At 61.1% G+C, this 20,184-nt stretch carries 18 protein-coding genes and 2 tRNA genes; 12 read left to right on the top strand and 8 right to left on the bottom strand.

The window, feature by feature from the left end:
- Position 1: 1 nt before the first annotated feature.
- The 6 genes from AB1495_RS06795 to AB1495_RS06770 form a co-directional block, all read right to left on the bottom strand.
- Entirely contained in the window at positions 2–1,687 is a 1,686-nt protein-coding gene (locus AB1495_RS06795; protein WP_197145877.1) for an ABC transporter ATP-binding protein, read from the bottom strand.
- Positions 1,688–1,692: 5 nt separating this feature from the next.
- Positions 1,693–2,766 carry an ABC transporter permease gene (locus AB1495_RS06790; protein ID WP_005850988.1) on the bottom strand — a complete coding sequence of 358 codons (1,074 nt, stop codon included), beginning with the start codon at positions 2,764–2,766 and terminating at the stop codon, positions 1,693–1,695.
- An 83-nt stretch (positions 2,767–2,849) separates the two neighbouring features.
- On the bottom strand, positions 2,850–4,220 hold the full coding sequence (locus tag AB1495_RS06785) for a CmpA/NrtA family ABC transporter substrate-binding protein (protein WP_074636210.1): 1,371 nt from the start codon (positions 4,218–4,220) through the stop codon (positions 2,850–2,852).
- A gap of 249 nt (positions 4,221–4,469) precedes the next feature.
- Positions 4,470–5,615, bottom strand: coding sequence for an ABC transporter substrate-binding protein (locus AB1495_RS06780; RefSeq protein WP_074636211.1), 1,146 nt, complete (start codon positions 5,613–5,615; stop codon positions 4,470–4,472).
- Positions 5,612–6,196, bottom strand: coding sequence for an ANTAR domain-containing response regulator (locus tag AB1495_RS06775; protein ID WP_074636213.1), 585 nt, complete (start codon positions 6,194–6,196; stop codon positions 5,612–5,614). The genes AB1495_RS06780 and AB1495_RS06775 overlap by 4 nt, the downstream gene beginning before the upstream one ends.
- A gap of 246 nt (positions 6,197–6,442) precedes the next feature.
- Complete coding sequence (locus AB1495_RS06770; RefSeq protein ID WP_244268932.1) at positions 6,443–6,955, bottom strand: TetR/AcrR family transcriptional regulator; 513 nt, start codon at positions 6,953–6,955, stop codon at positions 6,443–6,445.
- A gap of 82 nt (positions 6,956–7,037) precedes the next feature.
- Between AB1495_RS06770 and AB1495_RS06765 the strand changes: the two genes are divergently transcribed.
- On the top strand, positions 7,038–8,108 hold the full coding sequence (locus AB1495_RS06765) for an alcohol dehydrogenase family protein (RefSeq protein WP_074636217.1): 1,071 nt from the start codon (positions 7,038–7,040) through the stop codon (positions 8,106–8,108).
- A gap of 252 nt (positions 8,109–8,360) precedes the next feature.
- On the opposite strand, the gene AB1495_RS06760 is transcribed toward AB1495_RS06765, so the two are convergent.
- Positions 8,361–8,437 (bottom strand) — tRNA-Arg (locus tag AB1495_RS06760).
- A 156-nt stretch (positions 8,438–8,593) separates the two neighbouring features.
- Between AB1495_RS06760 and AB1495_RS06755 the strand changes: the two genes are divergently transcribed.
- The 9 genes from AB1495_RS06755 to AB1495_RS06715 all read left to right on the top strand — a co-directional run bounded on the left by AB1495_RS06755 (position 8,594) and on the right by AB1495_RS06715 (position 17,713).
- A complete protein-coding gene (locus AB1495_RS06755; protein WP_037942958.1) occupies positions 8,594–9,631 on the top strand; it encodes a LacI family DNA-binding transcriptional regulator in 1,038 nt (345 codons plus the stop codon).
- Positions 9,628–10,833, top strand: a complete 1,206-nt coding sequence (locus AB1495_RS06750) for a winged helix-turn-helix domain-containing protein (protein WP_074636219.1) — start codon at positions 9,628–9,630, stop codon at positions 10,831–10,833. Before AB1495_RS06755 ends, AB1495_RS06750 begins: the two co-directional genes overlap by 4 nt.
- Positions 10,834–10,973: 140 nt before the next feature.
- Positions 10,974–12,242 carry an FAD-binding oxidoreductase gene (locus AB1495_RS06745; RefSeq protein WP_342005757.1) on the top strand — a complete coding sequence of 423 codons (1,269 nt, stop codon included), beginning with the start codon at positions 10,974–10,976 and terminating at the stop codon, positions 12,240–12,242.
- Positions 12,243–12,281: 39 nt separating this feature from the next.
- A complete protein-coding gene (locus tag AB1495_RS06740) occupies positions 12,282–13,271 on the top strand; it encodes a TRAP transporter substrate-binding protein (protein WP_074636223.1) in 990 nt (329 codons plus the stop codon).
- A 72-nt stretch (positions 13,272–13,343) separates the two neighbouring features.
- Positions 13,344–13,868, top strand: a complete 525-nt coding sequence (locus tag AB1495_RS06735) for a TRAP transporter small permease (protein ID WP_005850973.1) — start codon at positions 13,344–13,346, stop codon at positions 13,866–13,868.
- Positions 13,869–13,872: 4 nt separating this feature from the next.
- Positions 13,873–15,183 carry a TRAP transporter large permease gene (locus AB1495_RS06730; protein ID WP_009825820.1) on the top strand — a complete coding sequence of 437 codons (1,311 nt, stop codon included), beginning with the start codon at positions 13,873–13,875 and terminating at the stop codon, positions 15,181–15,183.
- Positions 15,180–15,917 (top strand): allophanate hydrolase subunit 1, encoded by a 738-nt coding sequence (locus AB1495_RS06725; RefSeq protein ID WP_074636225.1) that lies wholly within the window; start codon positions 15,180–15,182, stop codon positions 15,915–15,917. Before AB1495_RS06730 ends, AB1495_RS06725 begins: the two co-directional genes overlap by 4 nt.
- The gene (locus AB1495_RS06720; RefSeq protein WP_074636227.1) at positions 15,914–16,942 is read left to right on the top strand and encodes a biotin-dependent carboxyltransferase family protein; all 1,029 of its coding nucleotides are present in this window, start codon (positions 15,914–15,916) and stop codon (positions 16,940–16,942) included. Before AB1495_RS06725 ends, AB1495_RS06720 begins: the two co-directional genes overlap by 4 nt.
- On the top strand, positions 16,943–17,713 hold the full coding sequence (locus tag AB1495_RS06715) for a LamB/YcsF family protein (RefSeq protein WP_074636229.1): 771 nt from the start codon (positions 16,943–16,945) through the stop codon (positions 17,711–17,713).
- A gap of 81 nt (positions 17,714–17,794) precedes the next feature.
- Here the strand turns inward: AB1495_RS06715 and AB1495_RS06710 are convergent.
- Positions 17,795–17,870, bottom strand: a tRNA-Lys gene (locus AB1495_RS06710).
- 104 nt (positions 17,871–17,974) lie between these two features.
- On the opposite strand from AB1495_RS06710, the gene dapF reads away from it, so the two are divergent.
- Together dapF and mtaB are read left to right on the top strand one after the other, a co-directional pair.
- Complete coding sequence (gene dapF, locus AB1495_RS06705) at positions 17,975–18,883, top strand: diaminopimelate epimerase (protein ID WP_074636230.1); 909 nt, start codon at positions 17,975–17,977, stop codon at positions 18,881–18,883.
- Entirely contained in the window at positions 18,880–20,136 is a 1,257-nt protein-coding gene (gene mtaB, locus AB1495_RS06700; protein ID WP_074636232.1) for a tRNA (N(6)-L-threonylcarbamoyladenosine(37)-C(2))-methylthiotransferase MtaB, read from the top strand. The genes dapF and mtaB overlap by 4 nt, the downstream gene beginning before the upstream one ends.
- Positions 20,137–20,184: the final 48 nt, after the last annotated feature.

Genomic DNA, 20,184 nt, shown 5'->3' with positions numbered 1-20,184 from the left:
CTCACTCCGCCGCGATTGCTTTGGGTTTCGGTGTCCCGCCGGAGGCAGGTGATTTCGGCGCATTGCCGTGTTCGTATTCCTCAAGGAAATCGAGCACTTCTTGCCGGTAGCTGTAATAGTCAGGGTGTTCGAGCAGCGCCTTGCGGGTGCGGGGACGCGGCAGGTTCACGTCGGTAATCTTGCCGATGGTGGCTTGGGGTCCGTTGGTCATCATCACCACGCGGTCGGCCAACAAAATCGCCTCATCCACATCATGGGTCACGCAGATCGCCGTCACTTTGGTGCGCGACCAGACTTCCATCAGCACTTCCTGCAATTCCCAGCGGGTCAGACTGTCGAGCATGCCGAAAGGTTCATCCAGAAGCAGCAGTTTGGGCGATAGGGCAAAGGCACGGGCAATGCCGACGCGCTGTTTCATCCCGTTCGACAGGCTGGCGGCATTCTTGTCCATGCTGTCGGCCAATCCGACACGTTCAAGGTAGTATTCCACCACATCCTGACGCTCGGCCTGCGACGCGCGGGGGTAGACCTTATCCACCCCGATCGCGACGTTTTCCTTGGCCGAGAGCCACGGGAACAGATTGGGCGACTGGAACACGACGGCGCGTTCGGGGTCTGCACCTTGGACGTTCCACCCGTCCAGACGGATCGCCCCTTTCGAGATCGGGTTCAGCCCCGCAGCCATCGTCAGCACAGTGGATTTACCGCAGCCCGAATGCCCGATCAGCGAGATAAATTCGCCCCTGTTGATCTTAAGATCAAAGTTCTCGACCACGGTCAGCGGCCCTTTCGGCGTCGGATACACCTTGTCGAGCTGCGAGAAATTCAGGAATTTTTCCTGGATGGCACCTTCCTGCGCCTTGGAGACTGCCGCGGGCACTGAGTGGATCGGCGTGACATTGGGCAGCATACGCGTTTCTTCGACTTTCGCGGCGATGCCGATGTCCATCAGATAGGTCGTGACCTGCCCACGCAGCGCCTTGAATGCCGCGTCATTGTTCATCGCAATCCGGTCGCGGGGTCGCGGAATGTCGACTTTGAATGCGTCCCCAAGCGTGCCGTCCGGATTAAGGGCGATGATCCGATCCGCCAGAATGATCGCTTCATCCACATCATTGGTGATCAGGACGCAGGTTTTCTTGTCTTCGTCCCAGATCGCCTCGATCTCATCCGCCAGATTGGCGCGGGTCAGGGCGTCGAGCGCCGACAGCGGCTCATCCAGCAGCAGCATTTCGGGGTCCATCGCCAGAGCGCGTGCCACATTGACCCGCTGGCGCATCCCACCGGACAATTCAGCAGGGCGGCGCGTGGCCGCATGGGACAGGCCCACCATGTTGACATAGTGATCGACCTTGGCCGCCCGTTCGAGTTTGGAGAGATCAGGGAACATCGTATCGACAGCAAGCCTGACATTGCCCTGCACGGTCAGCCACGGCATCAGCGAATAGTTCTGAAAGATCACACCGCGTTCGCGGCCCGGTTCGGTGATGGGCTTTCCCTTGTAGGTCACGCTGCCCGAGGTCGGCTGTTCCAGCCCCGCCATCAGATTGATCAACGTGGTCTTGCCGGTGCCCGAGAACCCGAGGATGACGACGAATTCACCTTCGGCAACGTCAAGGGAGATGTCCTTGAGAACGGGTTGGATGCCATAGGTTTTGGTGACATTGTTGAAGTTCAAGATACCCATATCGATCACCGGTTATTTGAGAAGGTGAACATGGACTGGAGCGCATACATCACACGGTCCAGAAGGAAGCCGATGATGCCGATGGTCAGCACCGCGACCATGATCCGCGCCAGACTTTGCGAGCTACCGTTCTGGAATTCATCCCAGACGAACTTTCCAAGCCCGGGGTTCTGCGCCAGCATTTCCGCCGCGATCAAAACCATCCAGCCCACACCAAGCGACAGCCGCAGCCCGGTAAAGATCAATGGCAGCGCCGAGGGCAGCACCAGTTTGGTGATCTTGGTATAGGTATTCATTTTCAGCACGCGACTGACGCTGACAAGATCCTTGTCGATGCTGGCGACGCCAAGGGATGTGTTGATCAGCGTGGGCCAGAGCGAGCAGAGCGTAACAGTGATCGCCGAAATGAGGAATGACTTGGAGAACATACCGTCATTGGTGCTATAGACGGCTGATACGATCATGGTCACGATGGGCAGCCATGCCAGTGGCGAGACCGGTTTGAAGATCTGTATCAGCGGATTCAGCGCCGCATTCGCTGTTACAGACAGGCCCGCAGCGATGCCCAGTGGGATCGCAACGATCGACGCAATGAGAAAACCGAAAAGCACGGTTTTGATCGAGGTCCAGATCTGGTCGTAGTAGGTTGGCTTGCCTGTATAGGCGCGATCACGCACTCGATCTGCGTTGCCACTTGCGATATGCTTGGCGTTGCGTGCCTCTTGCCGCTCATAGAAGGCGGCTTCGCGTTCGCCCTCGCGGATGGCATCCTGATGCAACTCGCCCACCTGCTCCCAGACTTGGGCAGGGCCGGGCACAGCCCCGAGCGAGGTTTGAACCTTGGGGGCCAAGCTTGCCCAGAGGGTCAGGAAGATCGCAATCGCCAAGAGCGGCACGCCCAGAAGCCGCCAGATCTCGCCCGCCTGCGCGCGCGGATTATCCCCCGCGGCGGCCTTCAGGATCGGTGTCATCCAAGACAGGCCAAAGACGCTGAACCATGCGTCGGCCTTGTTGATCCGGGCAAAGCGCCGCGCGCGGCGGGCTTCGATATCGAGTGTGTTTGTGTCAATCGCGGTCATATCGGCTGTCCAATTGCTGCTTTTGATGAAAGTGGCTCCCTCCCCCTTCCGCTTTGCGGTGTGGCAAAGCGCGGGGGCGGGGTTTAGCCTTCGACCTTGCTGTCGACGACCGTTTGACCGGACTTCAGACCGATGGGCAGGCTGTCGATATAGGCGTTCGGCGCGCGTCCGTCGTAGCTGATCCCGTCGATGATATCGGCAGCCGGTGTCGGTGCTTTGAAGCCGTCGCTATCCCAAGGAAACGCCGCTTCGTCGGCCATACCCTCGTCCACCAGCAGCCTTGCGGCCTGCAGGTAGATGTCTGGGCGATACACGTCTGCAGCCGTCTCGAAATACCATTCATCCGGCTTTGTCTCATCGATCTGGCCCCAGCGGCGCATCTGGGTCAGATACCAGATCGCGTCTGAATAGAACGGATAGGTCGCATTGTAGCGGAAGAAGACGTTGAAGTCGGGGGCGGGGCGCACATCCCCTTTTTCGAACTCGAAAAAGCCGGTCATGGAGTTGGCGATCACATCCGCATCCGCGCCCACATATTCAGAGCGCGACAGCATCTCCACCGCTTCCTCGCGGTTGGCGTTGTCGTTGTCATCAAGCCACATTGCCGCGCGGATCAGTGCCTTGGTCAATGCAAGCGTCGTGTTGGGGTTTTCCTCGGCAAATTCGGCGGTAATGCCAAAGACCTTCTCGGGGTTGTTTTTCCACATGTCGTAGTCGGTGATCACCGGCACGCCGATCCCTTTGAAAACCGCCTGCTGGTTCCAAGGCTCACCCACGGCGTAGCCCGATATCGTCCCCGCTTCCATTGTCGCAGGCATCTGCGGTGGCGGCGTCACGGACAGCAGCACATCCGCATCAATCTGGCCGGAAATATCTTGCGCGCTATAGTAGCCGGGCTTCAGTCCGCCCGCCGCAAGCCAGTACCGGATCTCGTAGTTGTGGGTCGAAACGGGAAAGACCATGCCCATATTGAACGGCTCGCCGCGGTCCTTGTAGCCTTCGACCACCGGAGCCAAAGCACTGGCGCTGATGGGATGCTGCGGCCGGCCATCGTCCATCGTGGGCACGTTCGGCTTCATCTCGTCCCAGATGTCATTGGAAACGGTGATCGCATTGCCGTTCAGGTCCATCGAGAAGGGCGTGATGATATGCGCTTTGGTGCCATAGCCGATCGTTGCCGCCAGCGGTTGGCCCGCCAGCATATGCGCGCCGTCCAGTTGGCCGTCGATCACACCGTCCAGCAGCACTTTCCAGTTGGCCTGCGCCTCAAGCCTGACAAAAAGCCCCTCGTCCTCAAAGTATCCCAGCTCGTAGGCCACGGCCAAAGGTGCCATATCGGTCAGCTTGATAAAGCCAAAGGTCAGCTCCTCTTTCTCGAGCGCCAGCATTTCGGCCGACGCCGCCGTCGCCAGCAGACTTGTCGAGGCGAGCAGGAGTGTGAATGTATTTTTCATGGGTCATGTCCTTTCATGGCCCCGAAGGGCAGAAACGAAAAAAGCCGCACGTATGGTTCACGGGGAAGAAATCCGTGCTCCGTACGAGCGGCATTGCTCTGAGTGATGTGCGACCAGCATTGGTCAGCGGTATAGGTCGGACAACGTTGTCCCTTGGCATCAAGGGTGGCTCATAGACGCGGCTTCACGCAACGGATTTTCTGCATTGCGGCAGCTTTTCAGAGGCCCATGCAGAAGCCGCTTAAGAATTCATCGCACAGCTGCGGTGAAATCAAACGTTCTGCCGTCAAAAAAGGCGTCAGGCGAAAGAATCATCTCTCCCCGCGCAGATGCTACAGATGTTGGCAAGGTCATCGCCCCTTCGGTTTTCTCGGAGGATTGGGGCATATCAGCGCCGATATCAGACAGATTCTGGCGGAAAAGATCGGCGCGAAAACAGGTTTTGGCTTTCTCGATTCCCGCGGCGTCTGCACCAAGGTGATGCGCGATCCACGCCGCCTGACTGCGCCACGGGAAAGAGGCGGCATGGCTGTGGAACTGCAAAAACCGGTCCACAGTGACCGGAGAGGCCCCCGTTCGGGGGACGATATGCCCGGTCAGCGCCGGATCGATCAAATCGGGTGACATGCTCAGGTGTTCACTGCGGCCCAAAATCTCGACCGCCAGCGGCTTGTTTCCCGGCGCATCAAGCCAGGCCGACGCTTGGTATACCGCCCGCATCAGGCGACGCACGCTGTCCTCGTTCTGCGAAGCCCACTCATGGCGCGCGGCAAGCACCTTCTCCGGCGCGAACTGCCAGACATCGCGGCCCGCCATCATCAGCTTGGCCACATTATTCTGCACGGCCACACCGCCCCAGGGCTCGCCCACCCAAAAGGCATCGACAAACCCGTCCGAGACTGCATCCGCCATACGCATCGGCGGCACGGTGACTTCCTCAATCTGCAGGTCGGGCGCTTGCGCGGCCCAATAGGACAGCAGCAGCCGGTGCATGGAATAGTGGAACGGGATACCCACACGCAGCGGTTTGGCACCGCGCGCGCTGAGCCCCGACAGCAATGCAGTCGTGTCCCCAAAGCGCACGTTCTCCAATGCGGAAGCAACAGCGTTAGAGACGCCGAACACCGTGCCGTTCACGGATAAGACCATCAGCGCATCTACCCGCGCGGGCAATCCACCCATCCCGATGGACATGGCCACCGGCATTGGCGACAGCATATGCGCGGCATCCAGATGCCCCAGTGCCAGCATATCGCGCAGCGCAGACCACGAAGGCTGACGCAAAAGATTAAGCGCGAGCCCCTGTTCGGCAGCAAATCCCAGCTCTTTCGCGATGACCAGCGGGGCGCAATCAACCAACGGGACATAGCCACAGTTCAGAACAACCTCGCTCATGACAACAGATCCGCTGCCGTTACCAACGCTTGTGCCACATCGATGACCTTGCGATTCTGGCTCATCGCGGTGGTGCGCAGCAGCTTATAGGCGTCATCCTCGGGCATGCCGCGTTGGCGCATCAAGATCCCCTTTGCGCGGTCGATCGTCTTGCGATCCTCCAGCGCTTGCTTGGCAGCATTCAGTTCAAAGTGGAATTGACGCATCATTTTGAAGCGCGCGATGGCCGTTTGCAGCACGGGTTTTATCCGGTCCATCTGAAGACCATCCACCACATAGGCGCTGACCCCGGCATTCAGCGCCGCCTGCGTCAGGTTCTCATCCGTCTGATCCACAAACAGCGCGACCGCCCGCTTGGTCGTCTCGGTCGCGTGAGAGATATGTTCAAGCGTATCGCGGTCCGGGTTTGTCAGGTCGATAAGAACGATGTCCGGTGAAAATTCCCTCACCGTCTGGTTCAGTTCCGACATCTGCAGCAAAGCCTTGACGTCAGACCAACCCGCTTCGCGCAACGCATCCACGATGTCACGCACGCGCTCGGGGTTTGGCTCTACAACCAGGATACGCAGATCTGCATTCATGCATTTTGATCCACGATCATCGGTGCAACTTCAATCCGGCATCCCTCGTGCGCCAGCGGCTTACGACATGCTTAGCCCAAACAGTGCGCAGAAAATACGCATGTGCCAATCTGTTGTGCAGAATAAAACAGCCGCTCGACCACAGCGGTGCCAGCCATTCAGGTTTACACCAGAGCTATCGCCAGCCCCCGCAAGAACACAAGCGGGCCGGAATGTGGGACCATCACGACATCCGGCTGTGGGCCGTCAATGATCCGGTGGCAGCAGCGACAGCCCTAATCGCTTGGCCGCATCCAGAGCGGCCTCATGATGCAGGGGCCACGCTTGCGTCAGCCCTTCGATGATCAACAACAGCGCGGTATCGGCCCCCTTCAACGCGGTCGCCGCTGCGGCCCTTTCCGCGACCTCTGCCTTGTGACGTTCCAGTAATTCGCGCAGCGGCTGACTGCCCGGTTCAGCGGCCACTGCAGCATGAAAGAGACAGCCATGCGCGCTCTCGGTCGCCATCCAGTTTCCAACGCGAGTCAGTATCGTATCGAGCGCCTCGCTCGGGTCTTCTGGCAGGTCATCAAACACGCGGGCGAGATAGCGCTGATGCCGGTTCTCTAACGCAGCAAGCACCATTTCCGCCCGCGACGGCGTGTATTTGTAAAGCGTGCGAAGGCTCACACCCGCAGCATCCCGCAGGTCTTCGACGCTAGGCTCGGCAAAGCCCCGATTGGCAAAGGCGCGTTCAAGCCCTGCGGATATCTTGTTCATCATATCGCTCATACTTGACGATGTAGAATGATCTCTCTACCTACGCAAGTAGAGTAATTATTCTACACCGGAGCATGCCACAATGACACTTCCTGAAACGATGAAAGCTGTAATCCTCACAGGCCATGGCGGGTTGGACAAGCTTGAGTGGCGTGACGACGTTTTGGTTCCGCAACCGGAAGCTGGCGAGGTATTGATCCGTGTGGGCGCCTCGGCGGTGAACAACACCGACGTCAACACCCGAACCGGCTGGTATTCGAAAGCGGTGCGGGGCGACACAGGGTCCGCCGCAACCGAGGGTTACGCGGGGGCCTCTGACGCCGACGGCGGATGGTCCGGTGCGCTCAGCTTTCCGCGCATCCAGGGCGCGGACTGCTGCGGAGAGATCGTTGCGGTTGGTGACGGTGTGGACGCTGCGCGGATCGGTCAGCGCGTGCTGGTGCGGCCGATGCACCGTCCGACCGGTGCCGGACCAGATGCACTTGTGACCTTCGGCTCCGAGCGCAATGGCGGCTTTGCGGAATACACCACCGTGGGCGAGGAAAACGCACTATGGATCGAAAGCCCGCTTTCGGATGTCGAGCTCGCGTCCTTTCCTTGCGCATTCTCCACCGCCGAAGGCATGATCCAACGCGCCGGATTGGGGGACGAGCGTGTGCTCATCACAGGTGCATCCGGCGGCGTCGGATCGGCGGCGGTGCAATTGGCCAAGCGGCGCGGTGCCCATGTCACCGCCTCTACCAGCCCGGCGAAAATGGACGCGCTGAAAGCCCTCGGCGCGGATGCGGTGATCGACCGCAATGAGCCTTATCCGAATGATGCCTTCGACGTCGTGCTCGACCTTGTAGGGGGGCCGCGCTGGCCCGAACTGCTTGATGCTTTGGTGCCACGGGGGCGCTACGTCACGTCGGGCGCGATTGCCGGTCCGATCGTCGAACTTGATCTGCGGACCCTCTACCTCAAGGATCTGACCCTCATCGGGAGCACCCGGCAAGACCCACGCGTATTCGCTGATTTGGTCAGCTACATCGAAGCAGGCGAGATCAACCCCGTGGTCGCCGAAACCTATCCCTTGGCTGACTTGCACGCGGCGCAGAAGGCATTTCTGGAAAAGTCGCACATGGGTAAAATCGGTGTGGCGATCGCCGGCTGACAGACACGAGGCACAGGTTACAGCCTGCATAAGGCACGGCCTGCTCACAAGCATCGCTCCGGACCTTCGCCGCTGATGGCGTGAAGGTCCGGTTTCGCGCAGACCGTAAGAACGTCTCGCATTCTGCCATCACTAAATGCGCAATCGCTGCAAGGCGTGTCGAATACGTCCTGCTGGCCGATGACGTTAGGCCGCCCCCTTACCCCCACGCGTTCGGCTTCCCCGCAAATAGGTCACGTTCTCAGGCAGTAATGGCGACCCCGGCAGGATTCGAACCTGCAACCTGCCCCTTAGGAGGGGGCTGCTCTATCCAGTTGAGCCACGGGGCCACGGGTTTGGCTTAGCGCAAAACGGGGTGGTGATCCAGCCACACTGCACGGTGGTATAGCGGCTCTGTGGTGGGGGGCTTGATATGGTGATTGCCTGCGCCCAACCGACACACTACGCTGTTGATAGAATACCACTTTCAAGCAGGACAAGCGCCTTTGACACAGCCTCCGAAACGCCCGTTGACCCTTCGTGATGTATCCGATGCCTGCGGGGTGTCGGAAATGACGGTCAGCCGGGTTCTGCGAAAACGCGGCGACGTGTCCGAAGCGACGCGCCGGCGGGTGCTGGCTGCGGCGAAAGAGCTGGGGTATGTGCCCAACCAGATTGCCGGATCGCTAGCGTCCCAACGGGTGAACCTTGTCGCGGTGATTATCCCGTCGCTGTCGAACATGGTCTTTCCCGAGGTGCTGAACGGCGTCAATCAGGTGCTTGAAGACACCCCGCTGCAGCCGGTCGTGGGCGTCACCGACTATATGCCCGAAAAAGAAGAACGTGTTCTCTATGAAATGCTGTCGTGGCGGCCCTCGGGCGTGATCATCGCGGGGCTGGAACATAGCGATGCGACGCGTGCCATGCTCAAGAATGCGGGCATCCCCGTGGTCGAGATCATGGATGTTGACGGACGCCCGATTGATGCGATGGTCGGGATTTCGCACCGCCGTGCGGGGCAAGAAATGGCCAAGGCGATCCTAAAGGAAGGCTATGAACACATCGGTTTCATGGGCACCAAGATGCCGCTTGACCACCGCGCCCGCAAACGGTTCGAAGGGTTTACCGAAGGGCTTGCCAAAGCCGGGATAGAGATCGAGGACCGCGCGTTCTACTCTGGCGGCTCTGCGCTGGCCAAGGGGCGCGAGATGACGCAGGATATGCTGGAACGGTCGCCCGAGCTGGATTTCCTGTATTATTCAAACGACATGATCGGCGCGGGCGGATTGCTATATCTGATCGATCAGGGCATCGATATTCCGGGCCAGATCGGACTTGCCGGTTTCAACAACGTCGAGCTGCTACAGGGTTTGCCCCGTCAGCTTGCCACGATGGACGCCTGTCGGCTCGAGATCGGACAGGCGGCGGCGCGTATCATTCTGAACGATACATTGGATGAACCGGACCCCGACCTACAAACGCAGATTACCCTGACACCGACCCTGTCGCTGGGGGACACGCTGCGCCGCAACCGCAAGGTATGACCCTGCCGCTGATCGGCAACCGCGACGCCCGTCGCATCTTTCTGCATCGCCATCTACTAAGCGATGCACCCCAGGGGCCCGCCAGCGGGAACGACCTGTTGCAGCTGATCCAGGGCCTGGGCTTTGTGCAGTTGGACAGCATCAATACCGTGGCGCGGGCGCATGACCTGATCCTGTTCTCGCGCCGCCAACGCTATCGCCCGCAAGCGTTAAAGACGCTGTATGAACGCGATGGGGCGCTGTTCGAGCACTGGACCCATGACGCCGCGGTGATCCCGATGGGATACTATCCCCATTGGGAATTGCGCCGCCAGCGGGACGCGCAGATGCTGCGCCAGCGGTACAAGAACTGGCACCAACATGATTTCGAGGGGCGGTTCCAGAGCGTGCTGGACCAGATCCGCGCACAGGGGCCGGTGTCGTCGTCTGATGTCGGGCAGGATGAACCGCGCTCGAACGGCGGGTGGTGGGATTGGCATCCCTCCAAAACCGCGCTGGAATATCTGTGGCGCGCCGGTGCGCTTTGCGTCGTGGGGCGGGACGGTTTCCAGAAACGCTATGACCTGACAGAGCGGGTGATTGACGCGGCGCTATGCGACCCGTCGCAGGCACCGGATGAGGCGCAGACCATCGATTGGTGCTGCAACGGCGCGCTGGATCGTCTGGGCTTTGCCACGCCGGGGGAACTGGCGGCATTCTGGGCGCATATCTCTCCGGCAGAGGCGAAGGCATGGGTCCAGCGTGAACAGGCCGCTGGACGTGTCGAGCCGGTGCAGATCGCGGGCGCCGACGGCACAGTCCATCGCAGCTTTGCCCGTCCCGGTCTGGCAAGCGACCCCGCGATAGACATGGCTCCGACCGCACGGCTACGCGTGCTCAGCCCCTTTGACCCGGCCTTGCGCGATCGCAAACGCGCCGAACGTCTGTTCGGCTTCCGCTACCGGATAGAGATGTTCGTGCCCGCGCCCAAACGGGTCTATGGCTATTATGTTTTTCCGATCCTGCAGGGCGACAGCATTGTCGCGCGGGTGGATATGAAAGCACACCGTGACCGCGATACGCTGGTGGTACGCGCCCTTTGGCCAGAACCGGGCAGCCGTTGGGGCAAAGGCAAACAAGCCGCCTTCGAGGCAGAGCTGGCCCGCATCATCCGTCTGGCAGGCGTCAGTCAGATCGCTTTCGAAGACGGCTGGCTTCGCTAACCCACCCCGTTTCGATGAACGAATTGGCGGTACATGCCTGCGCAGGCAACAACGATGACAATTTGTAAACATTTTGTTGACGTATTGCTTTTCCCTGCCAAAGTGAGCGGAAAGGAATCAAGAACCATGTCGAACCGTCTTTGTTTTCATCCCAAGGGTCGCCCATGACGCGCCATGTGGTCGTCGTGGGGGCGGGTATTGTCGGTGTGTCTTCGGCGATCTGGCTGCAACGCGCAGGCGCGCAGGTCACGATCATTGACCGCGCGGCACCGGGGGCAGGCACGTCGCATGGGAACGCGGGCGTGCTGGCAGCCTGCGCCGTGGCACCTGTCACCGCCCCCGGCCTGATCGCCAAAGCCCCTGCGATGCTGCTGAACCCAGATGTGCCGCTTTACCTGCGCCTGCCCTATCTGCCGCGTCTGCTGCCGTGGCTGGCAAAGTATCTGCGGGTCGCGAACGACCGCGACACCCGCCGGATTGCGCAGGGGCTCGCGCCTATTGTCAGCGACAGTGTGGACCAACACAAAAGCCTGACCGCTGATCTGGGCCTGTCCGACTGGGTGAGGGACAGCGATTATGTTTTCGCCTACCGAAACCGCGCCGCGTTTGACGCCGAAGCCTACACCTGGGCGCTGCGGGCGGAGGCGGGGTTCGCGCCAGAGCTGATCGAGGGGCCGCAGATACACGAGTATGAACCGACGCTCGGGCCGGACATTCACCTAGCTGCCACCATGAAGAACCACGGCTTTATCCGCGACCCCGGCGGCTATGTCGGCGCGCTGGCGCGGGCGTTCGAACAGGGCGGCGGCACGATCCTGCAGGCCGAGGTCAAGGATTTCGACCTGTCCGGCGGCGCGATTTCCGGGGTCGAGACGACCCAAGGCCGCGTGGCCTGTGACGATATCGTGCTGGCCACCGGCGTCTGGTCGAAACCGCTGATGGCCAAGCTGGGGCTGAACGTCCCGCTGGAAAGCGAACGCGGCTATCATGTGATATTCGAGGGCGCGACGGGCGGGCCCGCGCGCCCCGTGATGATCGCCAGCGGGAAATTCGTTGCCACCCCCATGGCGCAGGGCCTACGCTGCGCGGGTATTCTGGAATTCGGCGGGCTTGACGCCGCCCCGTCCAAGGCACCGCTGGCGCTGCTGCGGCGACAGGCCAAGGCGGCCTTTCCACAGCTTCGGGCCACGCGCGAAATCGAATGGCTGGGGCACCGACCTGCCCCCAGCGACAGCCTGCCCCTGATCGGACAGGTTGGCACAAGCCGGGTCTTTACCGCCTTCGGGCATCACCACATCGGGTTGACAGGCGGGCCCAAAACAGGCCGCCTCGTCGCAGGATTGGTTATGGGGCAACCCGTCAACACCGACCTGCAGCCCTATGCACCACAACGGTTTAGCAGGGGCTAACCCCGCAAACCAAAGACATACCAACAAGGAGAGAACCACATGAAACGGACCACCACATTGATGACAGGCGTCGCGATCGCCGCCCTGACGGTCACCACCGCCCTACCCGCTTTCGCGGCTGAAAAATGGGACATGCCGATGGCCTATTCGGCGTCGAACTTCCATTCCGAGAACGGCGTTGAATTTGCCAACTGCGTGACCGAAGGCACCGCGGGCGAGATCGAGATCACCGTGCACCCCGGCGGGTCGCTGATCGCGGGTGCCGACATCAAACGCGCGATCCAGACCGGTCAGGTCCAGCTGGGCGAACGCATCCTGTCGGGTCACCAGAATGAAAACGCGATCTTCGGCTTTGATTCCATCCCCTTCCTCGCGCCGTCCTTCGAGGCGTCCGACAAGCTGTGGAAAGCCGCGAAACCCAAGATCGAAGAGCTGTTGGCAGAGCAGAACCTGACGCTGCTTTATAACGTGCCATGGCCGCCACAGGGCCTGTACTTCAAGAAAGAGGTCAACACGATCGAGGACATGAAGGGCGTCAAGTTCCGGTCCTACAACAACGCCACCAGCCGTCTGGCAGAGCTGACAGGCATGCTGCCCGTCACCATCGAAGCCGCCGAACTGAGCCAGGCTTTTGCCACCGGCGTTGCGGAATCGATGATCTCGTCCGGTGCGACCGGCTATGACCAGAAAGTCTGGGAAAGCCTGACCCATTTCTACGAGGTCGACGCCTGGCTGCCGCGCAACTACATCATGATCAACAATGACGTGTGGAACGATGTCTCGGAAGAGAACAAGGCGATCATCACCACCTGTGCCAGCGATGCGGAAACGCGCGGGCTGCAAGCCTCCAAGGACTATACGCAGTTCACCTATGACGGGCTGCGCGAAGGCGGCATGACCGTGGAACCCGCGAGCGAAGAGCTGATGTCCGGCCTGCGTGACATCGGCGGCACCATGACCTCCGAATGGCTGGAGAATGCGGGCGAGGACGGTCAGGCGATCGTCGATAGCTACAAATCCATGCAGTAAATCAACGAACGGCGGCGCCCCACACAGGTGCCGCCGTTTGACGTTCGATCCGCCAATCCGGAGACCTTTCCCATGAACATCCTGCGACGCCTGCTAGATTTCATCTATTTCGCATCCGGCGCCCTGGCTGCCGTCAGTCTTGTCGCGATCCTGCTGCTGATCGTGGTGCAGATGGTTGCCCGCTGGACCGGCGAGGTTTTTCCCGGTGCGGCAAGCTATGCCGGCTATGCGATGGCCGCCGCCAGCTTCCTCGCTTTCGCCAACGCGCTGAACCGTGGCGCGCATATCCGCGTGTCGGTGCTGCTGAACGCCCTGCCCGCAGGCCCGAAACGGCTGCTTGAAATATGGTGCTTCGGCCTTGCCGCGGCGATTGCGTGGTATTTCACCTACTACGCCTATTGGTTCGTCTACTGGTCGTGGAAATTCAACGAAGTCAGCCAGTCGCAAGACGCCACATCCTTGTGGATTCCGCAGTCGGTGATGGTTGTGGGCGGTGGCATCCTTGCCATCGCGCTGACCGATAACCTGCTCTATCTGATCGTAAAAGGCGAACACCGTCTCACCCGCGATCTTGTCGATCAAAGTTTTGGGGAGTGACGCTGTGACGGAACTTTACGCGATCATTCTGTTTATCACTGTGCTGCTGTTCCTGCTGGGCACCGGCGTCTGGGTTGGTCTGGCGCTGATGGGCGTCGCCTGGTTCGGGATGGAGCTGTTTACCACCCGCCCCGTTGGCGATGCTATGGTCACGACGATCTGGGCCTCGTCCAGCTCGTGGACGCTGACCGCGCTGCCGCTGTTCATCTGGATGGGGGAGATCCTGTTCAGGACACGCCTATCCGAGGATATGTTCAAAGGGCTGTCGCCGTGGCTGGCGAAATTGCCCGGCGGGCTGGTGCATACCAATATCGTCGGCTGCACCGTCTTTGCCGCCGTGTCAGGGTCGTCTGCCGCGACGCTGTCGACCGTGGGTAAAATGTCGATCCCCGAACTGCGGGCGCGCAACTATCCTGAAAAAATGATCATCGGCACGCTGGCCGGTGCCGCCACGCTGGGGCTGATGATCCCGCCCTCGCTCGCGCTGATCGTTTACGGCGTCACCGTGAACGAAAGCATCACCGAACTGTTCTTTGCCGGCGTCCTGCCAGGGCTTATTCTGGCGCTGATGTTCATGGCCTATGTCGCCTTTATCGCGCTGACCTCGAAGGACTGGAACCCCAGCGTCGAGACAGGGATGAGCTTTGCCGCCAAGCTGCGCAACTCGCGCTTTCTGCTGCCGGTCTTCGGGCTGATCACGGTGGTGATCGGGTCGATGTATCTGGGCTACGCCACCGCGACAGAAGCGGCGGCCATCGGCGTGCTGGGGTCGCTGGCGCTGGCGTTAATGCAGGGGTCGCTGAACTGGACCAGCTTTCAGGAAAGCCTGATGGGGGCGATGCGCACCTCTGCCATGATCGCATTGATCCTTGCGGGCGCGGCCTTTCTTAAACTGTCGATGGGCTTTACCGGCCTGCCGCGCGCGCTGGCGGACGGGATTGCTGCGCTTGAACTGACGCGCTTTCAACTGCTGATGGCGCTGCTGGTGTTCTATATCGTGCTGGGCATGTTCCTTGATGGTATTTCGTCGGTCGTGCTGACGATGGCTGTGGTTGAGCCGATGGTGCGCGGTGCGGGGATCGACTTGATCTGGTTCGGTATCTTTGTTGTGGTCGTGGTCGAGATGGCGCAGATCACGCCGCCGATCGGGTTCAACCTGTTCGTGCTGCAAGGCATGACGGATCACGAGATGGGATATATCACCAAAGCCGCCTTGCCGATGTTCCTGATCATGGTGGTGATGGTCTTTGTCCTGATCTTCTTCCCCGACATCGCGACCTGGCTGCCCGAAAATCTAAGGCAGGTGCCCCAATGACCGACTTCCCCCTGATCCAGACCGTTGGCCTGTCCGGCGTGCTGGTGCGTTTTGCCGACACGATGTCAGAGCCCGCGAACCGCGCCGCCCTGTCGTTTCGCGCCGCCGTGGATGCCGCCGACTGGCCCGAGGTGACAGAGACGAGCACCTCGCTGGTGTCCACCTTCCTGCAGATCGATCTGGTGGCGGCTTCGGTGGACACCCTGCTGGACCGTCTGCACGACCTGCTGGCAACGCGCGACTGGTACACCTCTGACCTGCCGACGGGGCGGACGCTGTGGCATGTGCCAACGGTCTATGGCACCGACCTTGCGCCACAGCTTGAAGAAGCGGCAGAGCTTGCGGGGCTGGACCCCGATGCGGCGATTGCACAGCTGTCGCAGGCGCGCGTGCGGGTGCTGACCATCGGCTTTGCCCCCGGCCAGCCCTACATGGGCGAACTGCCGCAGAACTGGGATATTCCACGCCAGCAGGGGCTGACAAAATCCGTCCCCGCCGGCGCGTTGATCGTGGCGATCCGGCAGCTGATTATCTTCACCAATGCCTCCCCAACCGGCTGGCGCCACATCGGGCAGACCGCGTTCAAGACCTTCCGCCCGCGCAGCGACACGCCCTTTGCCCTCTCACCGGGGGACGAGCTGTGCTTCCCCTCCATATCGCGCGCCGAGTATGACAAGATCACCGCGGCGGATGAAACCGGTCAGGGCGGTGCAGAGACAGAGGTGCTGGCATGACTGCGACCCTCACCATTGCCCAAGCCGGCCCCGCTTTGACGATACAGGATATGGGCCGCCCCGGTTGGCGTGCCCAAGGGCTGACCAAGGGCGGTGCCGCCGATCCCGTGGCGCTTTACGAAGGGGCCGCCCTGCTTGGCCAATCGCCCGAGCTTGCGGTGATAGAGATGACAGGCACCGGCGGGACCTTCACGGGCGACGCCGACATCCGTATCGCCCTGACAGGGGCCACCATGGCCGCCAGCATCGACGGGGATGCCATCGTCTGGAACGCCAGCCACATGCTGCCCGCTGGGGCAAAGCTGACCATTGGCGGCACCACGGGTGGCACCTATGGCTATCTGCATGTGGGCGGGGGCATCGCCTCTGACACACTGTTGGGGGCACGGGCCAGCCACCTAAGCGCAGGTCTGGGCCAGCCGCTTGCTGCGGGCGACGCGCTGCCCCTTGGGGCGGACAAGTCGCGCGAAACGGGGCTGCAACTGCCCCGCGACAGTCGTTTTGATGGCGGCACCGTGCGCGTCGTGGCCAGCATGCAGACCGACCACTTTACCGCTGATGAACGCAAACGCTTCGAGAACACCGCCTTTACCCGCGACCCGCGTGCCAACCGCATGGGCGTGCGCATGGACCACGACGGCGACGGCTTCAGCGCCGAGGGCGGTCTGTCCATCCTGTCCGAGGTCATCGTGCCTGGCGACATCCAGATCACCGGCGACGGCGCTCCCTTCGTGCTGATGGGCGAATGCCAGACCACCGGCGGCTATCCCCGCATCGGGACCGTGATTCCCCGCGACCTGCCCCGCGTGGCGCAAGCCGCATCGGGCACCGCGATCCGGTTCGAATTCATAACGCTGGAACAGGCCATCACGCTCGAGACACAGCACCGCCAAGATATCAAGGCGCTTGGCGGGAAGGTCACACCGCTGGTCCGCGACCCTGCCAAAATCCGCAACCTGCTGGCCTATCAGCTGGTGGGGGGCGCGATCTCTGCCACCGACAACCCCTTTAAAGAGGAGCATTAAATGCCGACCGTCGATCTGAATGCCGATATGGGCGAAAGCTTTGGCCCGTGGAAAATGGGCGATGATGCCGCTTTGTTGCAAATCATAAGCTCTGCCAACATCGCCTGTGGCGGCCATGCGGGCGACGCCGATGTGATGTCTGCCACAATGGCGCTGGCGCGTGACAATGACGTCGGCATCGGCGCGCACCCCGGTTTCATGGATCTGGCCGGCTTTGGCCGCAATCGCATGTCGGTGCCACGGGCCACGCTGCAAAATCAGGTCCGCTATCAGGTCGCCGCCAGTGTCGGCATGGCGCGCAGCCTTGGCACATCGGTCCGCCACCTGAAACTGCACGGCGCGCTCGCCAATATGGCGTCAGAGGACGAGATACTGGCCCGCGACCTTTATGAGGCCGCGCTCAGCGTCGCGCCTGATCTGATCGTCATGGTGCTGGCCGCCACGGCGCAACAGGACGCGGTGCAGTCGCTTGGCTGTAAGTGGGCCGGAGAGATCTTTGCCGACCGCGCCTATAACGACGACGCGACGCTGGTCGACCGCTCTAAACCCGGTGCGGTGATTCACGATGCGGCACTGGCGGGCGACCGGATGGTGAAAATGGTCAAAGCCGGTGCGATTCTGACCGAGGGCGGACAAACAATTCCCGCCGCGATCGATACCATCTGTCTGCACGGCGACACCCCCGAAGCCGTCGACATTGCCCGTGCGGTTAAATCCTCGCTGCAAGAAGCCGGGATCGCGCTGAAATGTTTTGAAGGCCATACGGGCTAAGCCCTAAACCCAACCCCTGAAACGAAAAACAGCGCCCCGAGGGGCGCTGTTTTTATCCGTTCCAGTCAGACTGGAAAGTAGTGGTGAGCCGTGATGGGTTCGAACCATCGACCTACTGATTAAAAGTCAGTTGCTCTACCAACTGAGCTAACGGCCCACTAGGCGGGTATCTAGAAAGGTGCGGCCTTGGGGTCAAGCGGAAACTTACGAAAAATTTCACTCTCGCTGGATTAGTTTCAAATGCCGCGTTATATGCGCCGAATGTATAGTGATCTGACCAACGGTTTGCCCTTCATGAAGATGCATGGGCTGGGCAATGATTTTGTCGTGCTGGATGCGCGCGAGAAGGTCGTGCTGGATGCGCGCGAGAAAGATGTGCTGGATGCGCGTGAGGGTGCTGTGCGTACCGACGGCACCCCGGCGCTCCCGAAGGTGACCCCTGCCCTTGCGCAGGCCATCGGGCATCGCCAGTTCGGCGTGGGCTTTGACCAACTGGCCGTAATCACGAATGGCGCGGCTGATGCGCATCTGACGTTCTTCAACGCCGACGGCTCTACCTCTGCCGCTTGCGGCAATGCCACGCGCTGCATCGCACGGTTCCTGATGGAGGAAACAGGCAAGACCCAGCTGCACCTGACCACCGACCGCGGCGATCTGGCGGCGCGGGATGCCGGCAATGGGCTGACATCGGTCAACATGGGTCATCCGCAGCTTGACTGGGACGAAATTCCGCTGGCACACCAGATGGATACGCTTGAGCTGCCGATTGACGGCGCGCCGACAGCCACCGGCATGGGTAACCCCCATTGCACCTTCTTTGTCGATGATGTTGACGCGATTGATCTGCCCGCCTTTGGCCCCGGTATCGAGCATCACGCGCTCTACCCCGAACGCACCAATGTGCAGATCGCCCAGATCGTTGGCCCCGACCACATCCGTATGCGCGTGTGGGAACGGGGTGTGGGCATCACGCTGGCCTCCGGCTCCTCGAGCTGTGCGACGGCCGTGGCAGCGGCACGCAGAGGGCTGACAGGCCGCGCCGTGCGCATTGATCTGGACGGTGGCACGCTGCACATCGACTGGCGCGAGGATGGCGTCTGGATGACTGGCCCCTCGGCCCATGTCTTCAGCGGCGTGCTGACCCCTTCGTTTCTGGAAAGCCTGACATGAGCGCCCCGATCTTCTCGAATCACGGCTGCCGCCTGAACGCCTATGAGACCGAAGCGATGAAGGAACTTGCCGAACAGGCTGGCCTGAAAGACGCGGTTATCGTCAACACCTGCGCCGTCACCGCCGAGGCCGTGCGCAAGGCGCGTCAGGACATTCGCAAGCTGCGTAAGGCCAACCCCGACGCGCGTTTGATCGTCACCGGCTGCGCCGCCCAGACCGAACCAGAAACCTTTACCAAGATGGCAGAGGTCGACGCGGTGATCGGCAACACCGAAAAGATGGTGGGCGCGACGTGGCAGGGATTGGCCGCTGATTTCATCGGCGAGACAGAGGCGCTTCAGGTCGATGACATCATGTCGGTGACCGAAACGGCGGGGCATCTCATTGACGGTTTCGGCACGCGCAGCCGGGCCTATGTGCAGGTCCAAAACGGCTGCGATCACCGTTGTACCTTCTGCATCATCCCTTATGGCCGCGGCAATTCCCGCTCGGTTCCTGCGGGGGTCGTGGTGGATCAGATCAAGCGGCTGGTCGACAAGGGCTTTAACGAAGTCGTTCTGACCGGCGTCGATCTAACCAGTTGGGGTGCGGACCTTCCCGCGACGCCCAAGCTCGGGGATCTGGTGATGCGCATCCTGCGGCTGGTGCCCGACCTGCCACGCCTGCGCATCAGCTCCATCGATTCGATCGAGGTGGACGAGAACCTGATGCAGGCCATCGCCACCGAGCCCCGCTTGATGCCGCACCTGCATCTGTCCTTGCAACACGGCGACGACATGATCCTGAAACGGATGAAGCGCCGCCACCTGCGCGACGATGCGATCCGTTTTGCCCAAGAGGCCCGCAAACTGCGTCCCGACATGACCTTTGGGGCCGATATCATCGCCGGCTTCCCCACCGAAACCGACGCGATGTTCGAAAACTCGCTCAAACTGGTGACGGACTGCGATCTGACATGGCTGCATGTCTTCCCCTATTCGGCGCGCGAAGGCACGCCCGCTGCAAGGATGCCAGCAGTGAACGGCACGCTCATCAAGGAACGCGCGGCGCAGCTGCGTGCTGCGGGTGACGCGCAGGTCGCGCGCCATTTGGCGGCCCAACAAGGTCGCGCCCATCAGGTGTTGATGGAAAGCCCCACCATGGGCCGTACCGAACAATTCACCGAAACCCATTTTGCCACCCCCCAGACCGAGGGCGCGATCATTTCGGCCACGATCACCGGCCAGAACGCAGGGCATCTGCTGGCTGTGTGAGACGTTGCAGATTGTAAACCTTTCTCCTCTAGGGTGATTCCCTAGCGA

This window comes from Sulfitobacter pontiacus, assembly GCF_040790665.1.
GTDB classification, from domain to species: domain Bacteria; phylum Pseudomonadota; class Alphaproteobacteria; order Rhodobacterales; family Rhodobacteraceae; genus Sulfitobacter; species Sulfitobacter pontiacus.
This window is presented reverse-complemented; position numbering and strand designations above follow the sequence as displayed.